Source organism: Maridesulfovibrio sp., assembly GCF_963676065.1.
Taxonomy (GTDB): Bacteria; Desulfobacterota; Desulfovibrionia; order Desulfovibrionales; family Desulfovibrionaceae; genus Maridesulfovibrio.
This window is the reverse complement of the sequence record NZ_OY780933.1, coordinates 1,551,060-1,570,360: the sequence shown is the minus strand read 5'-3', so window position 1 is coordinate 1,570,360 and position 19,301 is coordinate 1,551,060. Positions and strand designations below refer to the sequence as shown.

The following is a 19,301-nucleotide window of genomic DNA, read 5'->3' as shown; positions in this document are numbered from 1 at the left end:
GTCTACGCTCCATCCGATAATCAGTGAAAGATTTCATTCTTTCCTCCAGTATTTAAAATTTCAAATTAACTGGTAAGGCAGACCTGAAACAGGTGATTCAGGTCCGCCTTGGTAAGAAAATGTAAGTTTTGAAAATGCTGTAGAAGAAAAAAACACGGGGAACCATTCACCCCCAAGAATCCCCAAAAATCTCGGAACCCATGTTCCCAACACCAAAAGTTATTCAATTAATTCAGCGGTTGTCACATCCAAAGAAGGCTTTGGGAGCAAGATGCCGAGTGTTCACAAATTGTCAGGAAAACAATTTGCACGGCGCAGCGAAGCGGAGACCGCCCCAAGGGTGAGCCGCAGGACGCGGCGAATGAAATAATCCTGCCCCGACCAGTAAATTCAAAGGCTTACAGCATTCATTGTTGTAAGCCTTTTTTCGTGGGTAACCGGAGGGGAAACCTTTTTGGACTACACCCATCACTTCAGCATTAATGAAATGTACGTCTTTTGACGGACAGACACAAACCCGATTCATGATGTATATTTTAGTATCTCAAATTAATTCCAATAATCGTTAGGCTAGAAATGATCGTCTTATATTGGGGCAAAGTTGTGGTTTCCAGATAGTTTCTATCTTCTTTGTGTAACCTGATAAAATTCTAAAATAGAATAGGTAAATGATGAGAAAAGTATACTATTTCCCTCTTAGTGCATGCTCTAATTATATATATAACTTCACAAGAGAAGGGGCACTTTCGTATTTTGGTAATTTCAGCACTAATTTGCGCTTGTTTATTTCAATAGCAATTTTAACTACAGTGCTACTGCAACACTCAGTTGCTTTTGCAAATACAAATGGTTGGCCGTTAAGTCTCGGTGCAAATGTAAAGATAATGTCTTCCCCTGCTATTGCTAGCGATGGAACCATTTATGTAGGAACAGCCGACTCCGATTCAAATAATCTTTTCGCAATATCCCCGAACGGGAGCCAAAAATGGGAATGTCCCATAACAGGCAGTATTAGAAGCTCCCCCGCCATTGCTGCTGATGGAACTATTTATGTCGGATCAACCGATAAGTCTTTTTACGCGATAACCCCTGATGGAAAGCAAAAATGGGCTTTTCCTACAGGGGATAGTATTTACAGCTCCCCCGCCATTGCCGCTGACGGAACCATTTATGTAGGATCAGACGATAGAAACCTTTACGCAATAACCTCTGATGGAAAGCAAAAATGGGCTTTTCCTACAGGGAATAGTATTTACAGCTCCCCCGCCATTGCCGCTGACGGAACCATTTATGTAGGATCAGACGATGGAAACCTTTACGCAATAACCCCTGAAGGAAAGAAAAAATGGTCTTTTCCAACGGACAAGTCTATCGTGTCTTCTCCCGCCATTGCCGCTGACGGAACCATTTATGTAGGATCAGGCGATGAAAACCTTTACGCAATATCCCCGAGCGGTAAAGAAAAGTGGAGGTTTGCATTTGGACAATTCGTGACTATCAACAATTCAGCTGTGATAACGGAAGATGGAACTATTATTATAGCAGCAGCTAATAAATTGTACGCGTTATCTCCTAATCGTGAAGAAAAATGGGATTTATTCGATGGGCAGAATAGTATGTTTTCTTCTGCCGCCGTCGCCAGTGACGGGACTATTTACATCGCCGTGGGGAATAAGCTGTATGCTGTAGACTCAAAAAACCCACAAGAAGCTCCTGTTCTTATAGCTGAGACTGGAGACTTCATAAAGTCTTCACCGACAATTTCAAGCGATGGAACAGTTTATTTCGGGTCAGATGACGGTAAATTATATGCCGTAAAAACTAATTCGGGAGGACTGGCCTCAACTCCATGGCCCAAATTTCGCAAAGACATTGAAAATACAGGGCGCGGAGAATCTATAGAAGCCAGTCAGACTCAGGCAACTGGCGTAGAGGTAGCCATACAGAACAGTTGTTCCAAAGAGTTGGACACTACCGACCTTAATTCTAAATATCAGTCAGGAGACTTCGAGCCTATAACGGAAGTGGTTTCTTTCAATGCCACAGTAAGCTCCAATGGAGCTACGGCAACTTTCAGGATCAGTTCCACTTCCATCCCAACCGGGAAGGTCTCCGACCTGATCCTGATGAAGTTTTACAACACAGGTGGAACCTCCAAGGCATACAAAAATTACGCCCTGAGCGGACCTGAATATAATCTTGACGGCTACTGGTGGGTTACAGATGCAGACGGAAATTACATGAGCCAAACTGACGACGTAACCCTCGGCACGGAGTATTATATCTATTTTGTGGTCAAGGATAACGGCGACTACGACGAGGATTCCAACCTCGGTAAAATAACTGACCCGGTAGCAGTGGGGACTGGTTCAGGCAGCAGCGGAACGGGCTGCACTTTGAATCCGCAGGCAACCTTCAGTGTAGAATGGTTGCTGCTTATGCTTAGTCCCTTGCTCCTGCGCTTACGCTACAGACTCAGAAGGTAACCAGTAAGAAGATAAGGATACTTTTACCCGTACCCTGTATCCTTTTTGAGCAGCCCTCTTTCGCTATGAGAAGGGGGCTGCTCTTATTTAAGCTCAAGATTAAAGACAACTTTTAATTGAACCCTGCGAAAAACCATTACCGGCCCATACCGCCGCTTATAAACGATCTTCGCCGCCTACCTGTTCATTGAATTTTGAAGCGACAGCCTAGGCATAGTTCTCATCTGCCTCCCCCCATGTGCTATTGAAAAAACATTAAACAATGAATTTATTTTTTTGATATTGAGTATAAAGATATACTGAGGACGTGACGATATTATTTACAGCTTAATTGTCTATCTTCAAAATCTGGGGAATAAAAAATGTCAGACGCTATATCATCATTCGGGTTTAGAACCGCTCCGGTAGAAAGCAAAACATTTGATGCTGATAAAATACGTGAGCAGAACTCAAATTCAAATCATGAAGCAAAATTAGACAAAGTTACTATATCCGGTGAAGCTTTCAATATTTTTAAAGCGGAGACAAGGAAGCCAACAGAAGAAGATCACTCATGGTCAACCTTTGACTTCGGAAATGGACAATTCAAGCTTGATAACGGAAACATCCAGAATGTAAAAATAGAAGGGTCAAAACTGACGATTGAAGAATATGACGATGACAAACTCGTCCGAAAAGTCGAAGGTAATTTAAATAAGGACGGAGCCGTATTCAACACCCAGATTTTTGATGAAAATAATAAGTTAATTCAAGAAATAACCACACAGTTCACATGCTTAAAAACTGGGGATAAATCTGCTGCCAAAGTATCCAGATATGCGCAATGGTTTGATGACGGCAAAGTTACACGAACCATGGAGGATTCCATGTTACTCGAGTCCAAGTCTATCAAGGACACTATGGCATCATATGGCACAACTGAAATTTCCGGCGACTTCAATTCATTAGTACAACAAAATACGACTGATAAGCACAGAACCGAATATAAAGCTGCAATTATTGAGTACCATAATGGTAGAAAAACAAAGGAAGCCCATATCAAGCAAAAGGGAAATTTCCAGAACTTAACTAACCGCGCTAATGTCAAAAACAACAGTATGGCAGCAAGGTCGACCATAGAATTGCAGCAAAAATCGTCACTGCAAATTAACACCACAATTTTCGATACTGATGGCAATATCCAGCAGCAGACTCTCTGGGATGAGTCATACAAGGACTCCACCGGTCCTGATGACGGAGTCGTAAAGCAGAACATGCAAGTATTCTGGTATAACAAGGGTGAGTTGGTAAAAAAAGAGCATAGTTCGGCTAAGATTAAGGAAACAGAATCTTCAAAACTGGAGAAACGTCCAAACTTACTCGAAATGCTAGGAACTTCGGAATATAAATACACCGCGGGGAATTCAGCGAAGTCGGCATCGCAGCTTTTGGCAGACCCGTTAATGGATGGTTCGGCCCGGTCATCATTTTACCTGGATAACGTAAAGGACCATACTTCCAAAGGTCACTATAAAAGTGCTTTTATGGTTGAAGACGATACCGTTAATGACCGACCTTATGACTTAAAATGGTCAAGCGAAATTTATAAAGACGGTGAGAAGGTTGCAGAACAGAAAGAGACGGAAAAAGCACGGAAGAATCCCCTGCACCATGGTCTTGAGTTCTGGACCGGACATGGTCTGACGGAAAGTGAGTCACCGACAACAATAAAAAGCGCATCGCACACAGATAGCAGCTTTGAATATGGAAGAGAGAAAAACACTGCGACGATATCGCTTGAAGAAAATGCTATTTTTAACCATCACGGGCCGGACACAATCTCAACGAGTGTACGGGGAACGCAAAAAAACGGTTTTAAGACCACTAAAGTAAACAAGACGGTTGATGGAAGGATCGATGCAGCTGATACGGACCTGCATGCAGCATCAAAGAAAATTAACCGCCTTGATGAACAAATGCTCGATGATACACTCAGCCTACTTGATCCATTAGATAAGGATAACCCCACACCGGAGATGAAAGAATACCATGTCAGACTAAAAACTAGGTATTAAAACTGCACCAGCTAAAAGAAAAGGCCGATCTCCTGCGAGACCGGCCTTTTAATTGTTCATGTCCCGTCCTGAAATAGGTTTACACCCAAAGGACCTATTTTATGAAAAAGGAAGAAAGTCAAAGAGTAAGGCGAAGTCAGCGCGATTACACAATGGGCTTTAAATTAGCGGTTGTTGCGATGGTAGAAGAAGGCGAAATGACCTACAAGCAAGCCCAAAAGACATACGGGATTCAAGGCCGCAGCACTGTTTTAGTCTGGCTGAGAAAGCACGGAACCCTTGACTGGAGCAAACCTATGGTACATCTGAAAAGAATGCCAAAATCTAAAGAGACTCCAGCACAAAAGATCAAGCGTCTTGAAAAAGAGCTTCAGGAAGAGAAGATCAAAACTATGCTTCTCAACGAAATGATTGATATTTCTGACAGAGAACTGGGTACTTCCATAAGAAAAAAACTTACCCCCGAGCTGCACGAGGTCTTCAGGAAACAAAGCAAATAAGTTTATCTGCTTGCTGTAGACAGCTCGGGGTGAGTCGGCAATCGATATATCAGGCTGAAAAACGCCATAAGGTACGGGAAAAACAGTTCCAAGAAGTAAAGAAACTTGTTTTGAGTCTGCGGGCCAGAATGCCTCGGCTGGGAACGCGTAAGCTTTATTTTTTATTGCGTGAGAAATTTGTAGCTCGTGGAATCAAGCTTGGACGGGATGCCTTTTTCGCATTATTGCGCAGAGAGCATTTACTGATAAAAACAAGAAAAAATTACACAAAAACTACAAATTCAAAGCATTGGCTCAAAAAACATCCTAATTTATTGAAGGAGTTTAAGCCTCAGTATTCAGAAGAAGTCTTTGTTAGTGATATAACTTACGTAAAAACGTTAAATAAAACATACTATCTATCACTAATTACAGACTCTTTTAGCAGAAAAATTGTAGGTCACAATTTGAGTTCTGATCTTAGTGCCGAAGGGACCGCTAAAGCTTTAGATATGGCTATCAAAAACCGAAAAACGCGAAACAAAACAATCCACCATTCAGATCGTGGATTGCAGTACGCATCGTCCATTTATCAAAACAAGCTCAAGAAAGCCGAAATGGTCCCATCTATGACAGATGGGTATGATTGTTACCAAAATGCGTTAGCTGAACGTATAAATGGAATTTTAAAACAAGAATTTTTGGTGTTTAAATGCACTAGTTTTGATGAGTTAAATTCACTCGTAAAAGAGTCTATTGAAATATATAATTCTGAACGTCCTCATCTTAGTTTGAAAATGAAAACACCGAACCAAATACATAAACAGGGCTGTGGGGGTACCCCCACAGCCCTGTAGTAAACCAATTAACCGTCAATCTATTTTAGGACGGCTCATCAAGTTTGTATTGTTTAACTGTTCTTAAGATCTTCTATGAGATTCTGCAGTCTGGCGGACATATCTGAAAGATCATGCATTGATTGTAAAGAGTCAGACATAAGATCTGCGGTTTCATTAGCGATGGAATTAACCTCGGTCATGCTGCCGGTAATTTCCTCTGAAGCGGCGGATTGTTCTTCCGAAGCCGCTGCAATTGCCCGGACCCTGTCTGAGGTTTCTTCTATCATCTGCATAATCTTTCTAATTACAGATCCAGCCTGATCGACCAGTTCCGTGCTGTTGTCAACAACCTTGGAAGTCTCCTGCATGCGGTCTATGGACTTGGAGGTTCCGGCTTGTATTGTCTTAATTGCTTCTCCCACTTCCTGAGTCGCATCCATTGTTTTTTCTGCCAACTTGCGAACCTCATCGGCAACAACAGCAAACCCTCGCCCGGCTTCACCGGCTCTTGCAGCTTCGATTGCCGCATTAAGTGCCAGAAGGTTTGTCTGGTCTGCAATATCATTAATCACACCCATGACCATGTTGATGGAATCGGCTTGAACACCAAGGTTGTTAAGCTCCTTTTGAAGCATATCAGTTTCGGAATTAAGCTGTTTGATGCTTCTCACCACCTGAGTAATTACCTCACCGCCCTTAACTCCTTCCTGCTTTGCTTCATCGGCCATGGTAGCTGTTTGTGACGCGTTGCTGGCAACTTCCATTACCGAGGCATTCATCTCTTCCATAGCTGTAGCTGATTCAGTTGCCCGTTCTTTCTGAGTGTCGGCACCGGAATGGGACCTGCGTATTTTTTCATCCAGATCGGAACTGGATGCTATAACCTGATTCACAATTTTTTCCAGCTCACCTGCTGCCTGCTGCATCCCTTCGCTCTTTGCATGTTCTGCCTGCTGCCGGGCTTCCTCCGCTTCTTCCGTGGCAATCTGTGCCCGGCGGGATTCTTCCTCGGCTTGTGCTGTCTTTTCATCTGCTTCAGATATTTTCAGACGCAGTCTTTCCACCATTTTGAGCAGACTTGATTGCAGTACACCGATCTCATCATTGCGGTTTACATCAAGTTTAGTATCCAACTTTCCTTCCGCAATTTCAGAAGCAGCGCTCACAATTCCACTGACGGGTACGATAACATTCATTTTAAGAATAAAGAAAACCCCGACCCCTATGATGAGAACAATCGCCAGTGCGGAATATATGATAAACATTCCGATAGCTTCAGCCTCTTTCATGAATTCTTCTTCCGGGGCAGTGGAACAGGTAATCCACCCGGTAACAGGGGATTGATCAAAAAAAGTAAGTCGTTCCGAGTTCTCAAATTCATATCTCAGGTTACCATTCTTCTGACGGACGATATCCTTTCCCCAGTCATATTCATCAGCAACATTAACTTTGGCAATGAGATCTTTGTTCACGTGGGAAATGATAAGCCCATTACCATCGAGAATATAGATATAACCTGTATCTGCCACCTTAATATTATTGATAAATTTATCGGCAAATACACTGATCTCAATGATCGCGGCGATGACACCGATTATGCGGTCATCTTTTTTGATCGGAGCGGAAATGATAACTACCGGAGTTCCGGTTGTACGGCTGATCAGCGGTTTAGAAAGAAATATTTCCCCTTTTGCCGCCTGCTGAAAATAGTTTCTGTCTCCGTATTTTTTTCCAATGGATTTCGCACTGGTAGAACCTACGGTATCACCATTCATATCAAGAATATTAATTCTAGGCAGTACCGGCCTGTTATTATTTATCTTTTGTAATGATTTTTCTGCAGCATCCCTTACAGCTTTATCATTTTTCCCGTTAGCGGCGGCATCAATCACGCTAGAAAGTCTGCCTGCCAATGAAACTTCCTTCTTAAGTCCGTTTATCCACATATCGATAAGGGAAACAGAGTTTGCAAGCTTAGCTTCATTAAGAGCTTCAGCTGACTTCTGTGCTGAGGAGTAAGACTTATTATAGATTAGTGAGGCCATTGCAACCATACAAATAAGAATTAATACCAGAGTGGGGACTAAAAATTTGGCCGAAAGTGATCGCATACTTCTCTCCTATTATCAAAATCGTGAGTCGTGCCTATCGCCTGATAACTTTAAAAGATTTTCTAAGTACAAGATGCTGAATTAATGTGTAAAAACAAAATTCTTCAAAAAAACACTACTTACAATTTCTTATACTTTATTCTTTCTTCTAAGTGAACATTTTTTACAATATGTCTGGAATAGACGGAGCAGATACATTCTTATTAAACCGCTCGATAAATTTATTATCTATATAGTCCTTAATCCAGAAAGCCGGTGCCCCACCAAAACTCAATCCATACTTTTGCAGTATTCCTTTCCCCCCTCCAGTATTAAATATGAGGAGATAGGAACCGCCCGGATTGAATTCGTTAAGGCTGTTGCCTTCAAGCTGCGCCCGCACATTGTGAACAAGCACGGGGTTCTGGCGTACGGCATAGACGCCGACTTTATCCAGTGGCTTCGGCTCGAACCAGATACAATCGCCCCCACCGAAAATTTCAGGATGGGAAATGCTTTGCAGGTAGCTGTTGACCATTAGTCCGCCATCCTTACCAATGAGCATATCCGAAGCGGCGAACACTTTAGATGGCTTCACACCCAAAGCCATAAAAATGATGTCTTGTTCGTAGTGTTGTTTGTTCTGTAGTGTAATGCCGCCGGTTGCCACACGTTCAACGTAACTACCCTGAACAATTTCGATTCCGCGTTTAGTCAGGTTTTTAAGAGCAAGGTTACGCACACTGTCCGGAAATTTGCGAAGAAAGGTACTACCCGTAAAGATCTGTACTTTCGCACCCAAACAGCTCTGCTCCTTGGCCGCAGCCCAAGCGTTTCCGGCCACTTCAAGAGCTGCGGGACCGCCGCCGCATATGCCGATGCGTACCGGGCGCTCGGAGGATATTTCCTGAATTCTTATACGGGCCTGAAAAAGATTTTGTATGGGCTTTACAGTATAGACATCGGTGCAGTCCTCGCCCATGAGCCCACTTGGTACGAAGCTGCCAAGATTACAGGAAAGTACGTCGTAGGGAATTTCCTGTCCGGCTTCAAGTATGACCAGCCGCTTGTGCGGATCTATACGTACAACTTTGCCGAGAACGAAATCACCGCCTCGGCTTTCCACCATGGACTTAACGGGAAAGCTGATTTCATCAGGGTAGTAAGAACCTCCGAGCATACCCGGTCCCATACCCGAGTAATAGTGACAGTCGTCCGGCCCGATAACCGTTACGCGGTGTCCGTCCGCAATGATATCGGGGATGGCTTCCATTAGCAGCATATGCGCGTGCCCGGCGCCCGCAAGGACGAGTTCACCCATATTAACTCCTGACAAAAATCACTTAATTACAGTGACATTGTAAAAATAGTTACTTCAAATTAAAGGTGCAAAGCATAAAAAATGCCGCATTCCTTTGCTTTGTAGTCTCAACACAAACGGATCAAGTTGTGATGAATCCTCACCCCCGATCTGTTCCGATATTTTTGTGCCATATTTATATATAGTTGTACTAACATCACACTGTTAAAGTCTGCAACCAAGCTCCCATATAATATTTAGCACAGTTAACGCGTTGAATGGAAAGAAAGGGCCCCTTGCGGCTTTTTAGCTGCAAGGGGCCCTTTTCTTAACGTTATATCAGTCCTCGATAGGACTGTATGTTCTTACAGATGAGATATCTTCCCAGTTGTAGTAGGTATTCATGGAAAGACCTTCCTTTTCTTCGGTGATCCTTATAAAATCATCACCGAGAAAAAGCACTGCCGCTTCATAAACAGCGCCCTCGTTAACCTGAATTTTAAGGTTTTTTCTCAGCTTGCGAGATAGGGTTCCATGTAAGGGCATGGAGGCGTACTCAAAGATCTTTTCAAGGGTTCCTTTTTGCATTTTTACTCTCCGGTTGAAGTTTTAGGGTTGCATGTAATTACGATATGTTTTATTTGCGATTTTCTCAAACTTATTTACAAAAAAAGTATTTTACTGACTTAAATACAAGCCTATAAAAGCACAATTAGTTTTTTTGTAAAACGACACCCATGAACCTTATGCAGCGAAGACACTTTTTTCAAAAACGAAACTCGCTGAAGAACTTTGCCGCGAACCTAACACCAAAGGAGCACAAGTCATGAATTTAAATAAAATTCAAGTAGCAATACTCAATAAATTAAGTAAAGAGGCAGACCTTGATGTTGATTCGTATGTTAAGAAGCACTCTTTAGAATTTATATGCGTACAGAAAAATTATTTAGATGATCTTAATGAAGAAGAAGGAGATGAGTGGATTAATAAATCATACATCTTATCTCTTAAAGACGTAGATCTAGGGGAATAGATAGCAATTATCAACATTTTTGAAATATAATAATACAATTTTTTTATATTGACCGGCTGTTTTTAAACAGCCGGTCAATATTTTTGTTTCTAGCTTAGCTGTCGTCGCTCAAAATTGCATTGAATCCGCACTCTGCTTCGCACGCTCCACAGTCGGTACAATTTTCATTTATTGCGTAGTAGTTGGTTCCATCGGGGTGAATAATGGCCTCAGAAGGACATGCGCTTTGACATGCACCGCAAAACTGGCATTCATCAGGGTCAATTTTATGCATTTGATTTCTCCTCTTAATTAACAATTACGACAAACTGGCTATTTAATGAGCGTTAATTTTGATGCTTAATTTGCACTTTTTTACATCGCGCTGTCAATGCAAAGATGCATGCCTATATCTTGCCGGGAAGCGAGGATGCTGGCACAGTAGTTATTTTAATATGTTAGCTGCCAACGTGACCTACTTCGACCATGCCTTAGAAGACTATCCCCAGAAAGAAGATCAGCTGATGCCATAAAGCTTGGACATCCAAATTTTACCCATTGAGAATTCGGTGGAACTCAAGATGAAGCAGATAAGAGACATGGAGTAAAAAACCAAGAGCAGCCCCCTGCCAGAAAAGTCACAACATACCTTATAAATACGAAAAAATATTCTTCAAATGCAATTCAGCCGCCGCACTCAAACACTTTGATTTTTATATTAAATAAAGCATGTTGAAATTTACAAATGCTGTTTAATACCGCTCTTCAATATTAAGATTGCTATGGATTAGCGTTCTTTTGTCTGGTAATATGCCATAACCTCAATCTTAATTTTCAATGAGAAATATATTGAAATACTATCATAAACTTATTTTTTCCGGAGCACTCCTGACTGCTTTGTGGAGCTCTACACTATACATCCTTCATAATTCTTTAGTGCAGGTTGAAAAAGAACATACGTATAAAATTGCTTTAAGAGAGGCTGAGGTGGCCTACGAAAAAGATCTAACCTACCGTCACTGGGTTTCCGGGCTCGGTGGTCTTTACGCGGAAATTTCACCTAATTTGCTTCCCAATGATTTTCTCAAGGTGACGGACCGGGATGTTGCTACTACCAGCGGTAAGAATATGACCATGATAAACCCCGCGTATATGATGCGGATGGTCTATTCAATGATGAATACCGAAGCTGGTTTGCATGCTCATATCACAAGCTTAAACCCAATACGTCCTTCAAATAAGCCTGTCGAATGGGAAAAAACGGCGTTAAAACAATTTAACAATAATAATGTTGAGTTCCACGAAATGGCTGTGGAGGCCGGAAAACCGGTTCTTCGTTTCATGCGGGCTATGGTAACCGAAAAACCTTGCCTGAAATGCCATGCTTATCAGGGATACGTAGAAGGTGATATCAGGGGCGGAATCAGTGTAGTTGTGCCAATGTCTGAATATCAGGCCACCCTGTCCGCATTTACAACAAAGACAGACACGACTTTTTTAACCATATGGATTGTCGGAGTTATGACTCTGGCCATTTGCTTTATAGCGCTTGGACGCAATGAGCGGGCTCGTCGTTTTGCTGAAAAAGAACTGGGCATGACCAAAAATTATCTGGCTAATATAATCAATTCCATGCCCTCCGTTCTTGTGGGGGTTGATCAGGAATTAAAAATTACTCATTGGAATACTGAGGCCGAGAAAATCAGCGGTCTCACTTCAAAAGACGCATTAGGCCTTCAGTTGGAAATCGCTTTGCCTGAAATGCAGGGAAAAATTGAAAAAATTCATACGGCAATGAAGGACAAGGTAGCTGAAACTGATTCTGTGCAAACCAGAACGGCAGAAGGTATGGTTCGCTATGAGGAAATCACCATCTACCCGTTAATTAGTAACGGGAGTCAAGGAGCGGTTATCCGTATTGATGATGTAACGCAGAAGATGCAGTTTGAGCAGATGATAATACAATCAGAAAAAATGCTTTCTGTAGGCGGGCTTGCAGCTGGAATGGCTCATGAAATCAATAATCCACTGGCCGGAATTCTTGGTCACGCCCAAAACATACATAAACGCCTTCTGGCAGATCTGAAGTTGAATAAGTCCGTTGCCGATGAATGCGGATTTACGCTCGAGCAGCTACGCCGCTACTTGAACAAAAGGAAAATACCACTAATGCTTAACGGCATTTTTGATTGTGGAAATCGTGCGGCAAAAATTGTCTCCAACATGCTTAACTTCAGCCGTAAAAGTGAAAGTAAACGCGGCCTTTACCATCTGGAAGAACTTTTGGATAAAACAATAGAACTGGCTGCAAACGACTACAACCTGAAGAAGCATTATGATTTTAGGAAGATAGAAATAGTCAGGCAATATTCTGATAATATGCCCCCTGTAGTTTGTAGCGACAATGAGATTCAGCAGGTTTTCCTCAACCTTCTCAAAAATGGTGCTGAAGCTATGTCGGAAAAAGAATATGCTGGGGACAGTCCAAAATTCATTTGCCGAATAAGAGAGGAAAATGACATGGCTGTTGTTGAAATAGAAGACAACGGTCCCGGTATTGATTTGGACCTTCAAAAGAAAATATTTGACCCTTTCTATACCAGCAAAGGTGTCGGACTGGGAACCGGACTGGGGCTTTCGATATCCTATTTCATTATCAAAGAGCAGCATGAAGGGGCTCTGGAGGTGAATTCGGTTCCGGGTGAATGGACGCGTTTTACGATCAGACTACCTATCCCTTAATGTTAAGCGAGGTCCCCGTGGACCTTTGAACACTCCTCCCTGTCCTTGCGAGTGTTTGCGAGACATAAAACAATTAAATACCTAGTTTTTTTAAGTTTTATATATTGAATGATTATTAAGTCACATTAATGGCCGCATACAACCTTCTCTGCGATTCCCTTACTGTAACCTTCTTTAAATTTGCCTTTAAGGTTGTCAGGAATCCAGCTATTAATCATTCTTTTAAGTTGTCCGGAACATATTACCTGCTTAAGTATTTTATTTATTTTTTTCATCATATTGTATCCCCATAATGTTTTGGGTGTTGCAAAGTAACCATACATGGGCATAACTGGAAGTTCTACGCATTCTACTAATTCAATATTGTGCTTATTCTTTTGATTTTGCATCTCAAATATAATGAGGGGGTCAGCAAAAAAGAAATCTATTCTTTTATTAACAAGCAAGTTCACTTGATGACTGGTATCTATGCTGGATATACTCTTTGCAGTACTTCTGTTTTCACATTTAACTTTGCTAATCAAATCAGTAAGTTTGTCGTAATATACACCATTAATATAGCTAAACTTGAGCTTGTTGTTTTTAATATTGGTAGTTAATGGGAACTTACCATCTGTTGTGAGCCTGTTTTTATCTTCTTTTCTTATGATAGCAACCATGCTCCATGACATCCTGCAGGGATATTTTGAGTAATATAAATAGTGCTGTCTCTTAGTATTTTTTAAAACTCCCGTAATAACCATTTTTTTACCTTGCTTAGCCTCAAGGAGTATTTTTTTCGGAGACGTTATTGTGTTTAGATGAGCGCAGCCAGAAAGACGCTGCTGCATATATTTATTCAAGTCGTCTCCCAGCCCTGATCTGTTGCCATGCTCGTCGTATATAAAGAGTGGGGGAAGATCAAAGCTTGGCCAGTAAACCTCTGCTTCTGCAAACGCATTGTCGACAGAAAGGAAGGATATGACCACAAGGTACCAGATTATTGATATTTTTTTCATGTCAGCATGGTAGAAGATAGGAGTTATCAGATGCTGTGTTTCAACCTTTGTAGCAGCAACACTCTACTTTGTGAAGTTTTTCACTATACTTTCTAAGTTATTATGTTGAGCTATAATTAGCTGGTGTATTTATAAAACAAAAAAAGAGCCGGCCTTTGTCTAGACCGGCCCTGTGACTGAAAACAATTTCATATTGTTGAAAGCAGACCCAGAACTCAACAATCCACTTTATGTTTTTGATTTACGAACCTTAAATCTTTTTATGACAAAACCACCAATCGTAGCAGTCAGTAGCTCCAGTGCGCTCTTTGGCTGTTTTAACATTGTTTGCTGGAGGGATGATAACCGAGTCCTTGATTAACTCATTATTTGGCCAGCCTGCAGGGATTGCGACTCCCTTTGCGTCAGATGTTTGCATGCCTTTAACCGCCCGCAAAATCTCATCCATGTTTCTGCCCAGTTCTTGAGGGTAATAAAACATAATTCTGAGCTTACCCTTATCATCAACAATAAAAACAGCCCGTACGGTATTGGTACCTTTACCGGGATGCACCATCCCAAGTTTGGCTGCGACTTTCCCCATATCATCTGCAATGATGGGAAATTCAATCTCAACATCCAGATTTTCTTTAATCCACTCAGTCCACTTAATGTGTGAAAAGACCTGATCAATGGATAGCCCGATCAGTTCGCAATTAAGAGCCTTGAAGTCTGCAAAACGTTTCTGAAAGGCCACAAATTCGGTGGTGCAAACCGGTGTGTAATCCGCCGGATGAGAAAAAAGGACAAACCACTTTCCTGACATGTCTTTAGGCAAATTTAGGACGCCGTGAGTAGTAACGACTTCCAATTCCGGGAAGTCATCACCAAGTAAAGGTATTCCTGATTCCATGACTGTCTCCTGCACGTTGTGCGGGTTGGGTTTATTAATAAAACTCCATGAACCAATCGACATTTATATAGGATCAGTTTCTATTATTACCTACTCCCCTCTTCCTGAGTCAAGAAATAACAGCAGTATTACGCACCAAGATCACCACGATCTTTACCCATCAAGAAATCAAAGCCGTTACCCTTTGAAATGCCCGAATAAAATAGACCGAATCATCAGCTATTAAGCATATATCCGACAACCGGTCTTTCCGGTCATATGACAGGATGAATAGGAGAAAGCCCCAAAGCACGTGCGTTCTCTTCCCAGGACAAAGGACTGATACAACTGGGCAGAACTGCTTTATGGACGGCATTTTTGCGCTTTGCCGCCCAATTGGCGGCTTTGTGCAGCTCAGCTCCCAGCAAGACTGGATCCGGTGCGGGAAGGCTCTTCAGGTTTGGGTGACATGTGGAAATTGTTTTGGGACCGAAATCATTGGTAATGGTATAAAGTCCGAACGAAGCCATTTCCAAAGGAGGATAGGACGGGTGCGGAGAGACCATAAACGAGATGCCTATATGCGAGAACTCCAGATAAGATGCGTATTTTTCCATGGAAAGTTTGCCCATGCTTTTTATAGGGACGCCGGATGAAAGAATAATATCTTCATGCTCCTGCCCTGCGCTTATAACATGGAATCCGGCCCGTTCTTCCGGAGTCATCTCATTAAAGAAGATATCCAGACCGGAAAGGATAGAGGCAAAGCAATTCCGTGGCTGTTCCGGACGGCCATAAAAGAAAATAACAACTTTTTCTGAATTCTTGCTCTCCAGCCTCCAATCCAGTTCATCAAGTCGATCACGCAGCAAAGGGTTCAAGGAAGGGACAACCACGTTTCGCTCGGCAAAGGGGTAGGATTCTTCGTCAAACCACTGAGCGAGAGTATTGGAATTGAACAAGGCATGTGTATATTCATGATGTCGGTAGGAAGCCTGACTCATGGCAAAACGATAACCAAAGGGATAAAATCCCGGTTCATAATCCTGAATAAAATAGTAAAACGGGGTTTTGGCATTCCCCGCCTGCTCCATCAATCGCGCATGTTCCTCCCAGACAAGTGTACTAATCCAGTATGTACAAAAGAACACGTCACCGGCAGTTGTAGCCAGAGGCTGCTCCCCGTACACGGCCTCATGCTGAATGGTCTTACCTTCAGGGTTTTCCACAAAACTATTAAAATCGAACATCTCATCAGCCTTTCCCAAAGCATTGAGGGATAAGAAACGTATGGATTCATAATGAGCTGTCAGGGGTTTGGATACCTGTAAGGCCGAGACAACACCTCCAAATGCCCAGCGGGAAAAAAAATGGGGAAGGATAATATTTAACCGTGTCTGCCCTGCTCCAGCCTCAAGGTTGAGGAGGGGGCGATCGATGACACTTTCCTTGTATTTACTCTGCGCGTAGAGGATAGGCTGATTGGAGCTCTGCATAAGTTTATTGATAAAGTAAACAGATGGTATCCGCAAGGATGCATGCTGAAAAACATTCCTCTTTAATTAAGCGAATGCCAGGTTTAGACATCTTTGCAGGAGACGAAAGAACTCATTATGAATCTTCCGCAGCATCATAAACACGGATCTTATTGCTACGCGGAAATTCGCTTTTCAAAAGTTTTTTTAAAAGCTTTTTAAGCCCCTTCAGATTTTCGGTGAATTGTTTTTGTGCAAAGCCATCCTCAACTATTTTGAAAGAGTCTTCGCCCGTACGCAGGATAAGAATGGAGCGGTCACGTTTATAGGTACGCAGGTCAAGACCCCGGCCGACGGGAACCTTCTTAAGTTTTCGTATAACAGTTTCTATGGCGGAAGATTTGTCCAGCATATTAATGATAGGCTATAAAATTTATTATTAAAAATAGCTACAGGCACCCTGCTTTGTAACAAAATAAGAGCATCCAAAAACAGAAAGGGTACCCCGAAGGATACCCTTTATTATGTACAGTAAGTTACAGCAGCTAAGCTGCGTATGTTTTACTATTTGAAAGCCATGGTAGCTTCAACAGCTTTCTGCCAGCCTTCATAAAGCTTTGCAGATTCGCCAGCTTCCATTTTGGGACCGAACTCACGGTCAACGCCGAAGTTCTGTTTGATGTCATTTTTATCTGCCCAGAAACCAACAGCCAGACCAGCAAGGTATGCTGCGCCGAGAGCGGTGGTTTCAATGCACAGAGGACGCTCAACAGGTACACCGAGGAGGTCAGCCTGAATCTGGAGCATCAGGTCGTTTGCAACTGCGCCGCCGTCAACACGGAGTTTAGCGAGGTTGATACCTGAGTCAGCTTCCATAGCGGAGAGAACGTCTTTGGTCTGGTAGCAGAGAGATTCGAGGGTAGCACGAACAAAATGTTCTTTAGTGGTACCACGAGTCAGGCCGAATACTGCGCCGCGAACTTCAGAGTTCCAGTAAGGAGCGCCGAGGCCGACAAATGCGGGAACCATGTATACGCCGTCGGTGCCCTGCACGCGGGTAGCGTAGAGCTCGGAATCTTTAGCGTCACGGAACATTCTCATACCGTCGCGCAGCCACTGGATAGCGGAACCTGCTACGAAGATGGAACCTTCCAGAGCGTATTCAACTTTACCGTCAACACCCCATGCGATGGTGGTCAGCAGGCCGTTCTTGGAAGGAACTGCTTTTTCACCGGTATTCATGAGCATGAAGCAACCGGTTCCGTAAGTGTTCTTAGCCATACCTTTTTCAAAGCAAGCCTGACCGAACAGAGCTGCCTGCTGGTCACCGGCCATACCGGAAATAGGAATTTCCAGGCCCTGAAACTTATCTTTGTGGGTGCTGCCGTAAACTGCGGAGGAAGGCTTAACTTCGGGAAGCATGGAAGCGGGAACGGTAAGAGCTTCGAGGAGTTCTTCGTCCCACTTGAGCTCATGGATGTTGTACATGAGAGTACGGGAAGCGTTGGTGTAGTCAGTTACGTGAACTGCGCCGCCGGTAAGCTTCCAAACCAGCCATGTGTCGATAGTACCGAAAAGGAGATCGCCAGCTTCAGCTTTTTCACGAGCGCCTTCTACGTTATCGAGAATCCATTTAACTTTGGTTCCGGAGAAGTATGCGTCAATGAGCAGACCTGTTTTTTCACGGACAGTAGAGTCAAGACCTTTTGCTTTCAGCTCGTTGCAGATGTCCATGGTCTGGCGGGACTGCCATACAATTGCGTTGTATACGGGCTTGCCGGTGTTCTTATCCCATACAACAGTAGTTTCACGCTGGTTGGTAATACCGATTGCAGCAATTTCAGCAGCAGGAACGTCGGCAAGGGCTTCCGCAACTACGGACTGGACGGAAGACCAGATTTCCATAGCGTCGTGCTCAACCCAGCTGGGATTGGGAAAAATCTGGGTAAATTCTTTCTGGGTTACCTTTACGATCTCGCCGCCTTTATTAAAGATAATTGCGCGGGAGCTGGTAGTACCCTGGTCAATTGAAAGTACGTATTTCTTTTCCATTCTTTATTTCCCCTTTTTATAATCGGGGCGAAACGGTAATTCGCCCCGTTTTATCATTTTATTCCTATCTATCCGACAATCGCGAGAGACTTAGCCTACGATAGCTTTGTATACGAGGGCTCCTGCAACACCGCCGCATATGGGTGCAACAACAGGAATCCATGCATATCCCCAGTCACTGCCGCCTTTACCCGGAATGGGCAGGATAGCATGAGCGATACGGGGACCGAGGTCACGAGCAGGGTTGATAGCGTAGCCGGTGGGGCCACCAAGGGAAAGGCCGATAGCCATAATGAAGAAACCGACGATCAAGGGGTTAAGGCCTTGTGTGAATTCATTTGCACCGATTCCGAGAAGGATAAAAACCAGGAAGAAGGTGCCGATAAATTCGCAGAGAAAGTTTTCAGTTGTGCAGGGAATAGCAGGTCCGGTAGCAAATACAGCCAGTTTCAGGGCTGCATCGTCAGTGGGTTCCCAGTGGCATTTGTAGGTGAAGTAACAAAGTACTGCACCGAGGAACGCACCGAGCATCTGGCCGGCAATGTAAAGGGGAACCTGTGCCCAGGGAAAATAGCCGCCGGCAGCAAGGCCGAGGGTAACAGCAGGGTTGATGTGTGCACCGGAATATTTACCAGCAACATACACTGCAAATGCAACAGCAAATCCCCAACCCATGGAGATAACAATCCAGCCGCCGTTCTGACCTTTGGACTTTTCAAGAACGACGTTCGCAACTACGCCGCAACCAAAAAGAGTCAGAATCATAGTACCAATTACTTCGCCTAAGAAAGGACTCATAATCACTCCCACATCTCTTAAAGCAGTTAAAACACAAATTCGTTTCTTTTCGGAAACGAATACCACCTCGCGCTCGATTAACTCTTACGCTTTTCCATTTCCTAT

The 19,301-nt window shown here is 43.1% G+C and carries 15 protein-coding genes; 5 read left to right on the top strand and 10 right to left on the bottom strand.

Going from position 1 to position 19,301, the window contains the following annotated elements; genetic code table 11:
• Nucleotides 1–884 precede the first annotated feature (884 nt).
• From ACKU35_RS06925 to ACKU35_RS06915, 3 genes are all read left to right on the top strand, one after another.
• Complete coding sequence (locus ACKU35_RS06925) at nt 885–2,486, top strand: PQQ-binding-like beta-propeller repeat protein (protein ID WP_319764413.1); 1,602 nt, start codon at nt 885–887, stop codon at nt 2,484–2,486.
• Between the two features lie 362 nt (nt 2,487–2,848).
• The gene (locus tag ACKU35_RS06920; RefSeq protein WP_319764412.1) at nt 2,849–4,540 is read left to right on the top strand and encodes a hypothetical protein; all 1,692 of its coding nucleotides are present in this window, start codon (nt 2,849–2,851) and stop codon (nt 4,538–4,540) included.
• Between the two features lie 101 nt (nt 4,541–4,641).
• Nucleotides 4,642–5,876, top strand: a protein-coding gene (locus tag ACKU35_RS06915) for an IS3 family transposase (RefSeq protein WP_319759405.1) whose coding sequence is annotated in 2 segments (ribosomal slippage) — nt 4,642–4,996 and nt 4,996–5,876 — 1,236 coding nt in all. Because the reading frame shifts where the segments join, the coding sequence is not laid out codon by codon here.
• Between the two features lie 53 nt (nt 5,877–5,929).
• Here the strand turns inward: ACKU35_RS06915 and ACKU35_RS06910 are convergent.
• From ACKU35_RS06910 to ACKU35_RS06900, 3 genes are all read right to left on the bottom strand, one after another.
• Nucleotides 5,930–7,969, bottom strand: coding sequence for a methyl-accepting chemotaxis protein (locus ACKU35_RS06910; RefSeq protein ID WP_319764410.1), 2,040 nt, complete (start codon nt 7,967–7,969; stop codon nt 5,930–5,932).
• A gap of 163 nt (nt 7,970–8,132) precedes the next feature.
• Nucleotides 8,133–9,269 carry an FAD-dependent oxidoreductase gene (locus ACKU35_RS06905; RefSeq protein WP_319764408.1) on the bottom strand — a complete coding sequence of 379 codons (1,137 nt, stop codon included), beginning with the start codon at nt 9,267–9,269 and terminating at the stop codon, nt 8,133–8,135.
• Between the two features lie 318 nt (nt 9,270–9,587).
• Nucleotides 9,588–9,836, bottom strand: coding sequence for a hypothetical protein (locus ACKU35_RS06900; RefSeq protein WP_319764406.1), 249 nt, complete (start codon nt 9,834–9,836; stop codon nt 9,588–9,590).
• Nucleotides 9,837–10,074: 238 nt separating this feature from the next.
• Here ACKU35_RS06900 and ACKU35_RS06895 point away from each other — a divergent pair, with 238 nt between their 5' ends.
• A complete protein-coding gene (locus tag ACKU35_RS06895) occupies nt 10,075–10,281 on the top strand; it encodes a hypothetical protein (protein ID WP_319764404.1) in 207 nt (68 codons plus the stop codon).
• A 94-nt stretch (nt 10,282–10,375) separates the two neighbouring features.
• On the opposite strand, the gene ACKU35_RS06890 is transcribed toward ACKU35_RS06895, so the two are convergent.
• Complete coding sequence (locus ACKU35_RS06890) at nt 10,376–10,555, bottom strand: 4Fe-4S binding protein (RefSeq protein WP_319764402.1); 180 nt, start codon at nt 10,553–10,555, stop codon at nt 10,376–10,378.
• 692 nt (nt 10,556–11,247) lie between these two features.
• Between ACKU35_RS06890 and ACKU35_RS06885 the strand changes: the two genes are divergently transcribed.
• Complete coding sequence (locus ACKU35_RS06885) at nt 11,248–13,002, top strand: ATP-binding protein (protein WP_324292729.1); 1,755 nt, start codon at nt 11,248–11,250, stop codon at nt 13,000–13,002.
• Between the two features lie 125 nt (nt 13,003–13,127).
• Here ACKU35_RS06885 and ACKU35_RS06880 read toward each other — a convergent pair whose 3' ends face one another.
• The 6 genes from ACKU35_RS06880 to ACKU35_RS06855 form a co-directional block, all read right to left on the bottom strand.
• Nucleotides 13,128–14,000, bottom strand: coding sequence for a transporter substrate-binding domain-containing protein (locus tag ACKU35_RS06880; protein WP_319764398.1), 873 nt, complete (start codon nt 13,998–14,000; stop codon nt 13,128–13,130).
• A gap of 250 nt (nt 14,001–14,250) precedes the next feature.
• Complete coding sequence (locus tag ACKU35_RS06875) at nt 14,251–14,892, bottom strand: peroxiredoxin (protein WP_319764396.1); 642 nt, start codon at nt 14,890–14,892, stop codon at nt 14,251–14,253.
• 254 nt (nt 14,893–15,146) lie between these two features.
• The gene (locus ACKU35_RS06870) at nt 15,147–16,367 is read right to left on the bottom strand and encodes a hypothetical protein (protein WP_319764394.1); all 1,221 of its coding nucleotides are present in this window, start codon (nt 16,365–16,367) and stop codon (nt 15,147–15,149) included.
• 115 nt (nt 16,368–16,482) lie between these two features.
• Nucleotides 16,483–16,758, bottom strand: a complete 276-nt coding sequence (locus ACKU35_RS06865; RefSeq protein ID WP_319764392.1) for a hypothetical protein — start codon at nt 16,756–16,758, stop codon at nt 16,483–16,485.
• A gap of 152 nt (nt 16,759–16,910) precedes the next feature.
• Nucleotides 16,911–18,398 carry a glycerol kinase GlpK gene (glpK, locus tag ACKU35_RS06860; protein WP_319764390.1) on the bottom strand — a complete coding sequence of 496 codons (1,488 nt, stop codon included), beginning with the start codon at nt 18,396–18,398 and terminating at the stop codon, nt 16,911–16,913.
• 90 nt (nt 18,399–18,488) lie between these two features.
• Nucleotides 18,489–19,196: an MIP/aquaporin family protein gene (locus tag ACKU35_RS06855; protein WP_319764388.1), complete on the bottom strand. Its 708-nt coding sequence runs from the start codon at nt 19,194–19,196 to the stop codon at nt 18,489–18,491.
• Nucleotides 19,197–19,301 lie beyond the last annotated feature (105 nt).